This is a genomic window from Paenibacillus sp. FW126-R14 (assembly GCF_058789495.1).
This window is the reverse complement of the sequence record NZ_JBYTBS010000141.1, coordinates 1-676: the sequence shown is the minus strand read 5'-3', so window position 1 is coordinate 676 and position 676 is coordinate 1. Positions and strand designations below refer to the sequence as shown.

Sequence of the window (676 nt, the reverse complement as noted above, 5' to 3'; positions counted from 1 at the left end):
GGTTAAGCCCTCGACCGATTAGTATTCGTCAGCTGCATGCATTGCTGCACTTCCACCTCGAACCTATCAACCTCGTCGTCTACAAGGGGTCTTACATACTGGGAAATCTCATCTTGAGGGGGGCTTCGCGCTTAGATGCTTTCAGCGCTTATCCCCTCCGTACATAGCTACCCAGCGGTGCCTCTGGCGAGACAACTGGTACACCAGCGGTACGTCCATCCCGGTCCTCTCGTACTAAGGACAGCTCCTCTCAAATTTCCTACGCCCGCGACAGATAGGGACCGAACTGTCTCACGACGTTCTGAACCCAGCTCGCGTACCGCTTTAATGGGCGAACAGCCCAACCCTTGGGACCTACTTCAGCCCCAGGATGCGATGAGCCGACATCGAGGTGCCAAACCTCCCCGTCGATGTGGACTCTTGGGGGAGATAAGCCTGTTATCCCCAGGGTAGCTTTTATCCGTTGAGCGATGGCCCTTCCATTCGGTACCACCGGATCACTAAGTCCGACTTTCGTCCCTGCTCGACTTGTAGGTCTCGCAGTCAAGCTCCCTTATGCCTTTGCACTCTGCGAATGATTTCCAACCATTCTGAGGGAACCTTTAAACGCCTCCGTTACATTTTAGGAGGCGACCGCCCCAGTCAAACTGCCCACCTGACACTGTCCCCATACCGG

General features: G+C 55.2%; 1 rRNA gene. It reads right to left on the bottom strand.

What is annotated here, in order from left to right:
* Positions 1 to 676: ribosomal RNA gene (locus AC3WRW_RS33065) — 23S ribosomal RNA — on the bottom strand; the annotation flags it as partial.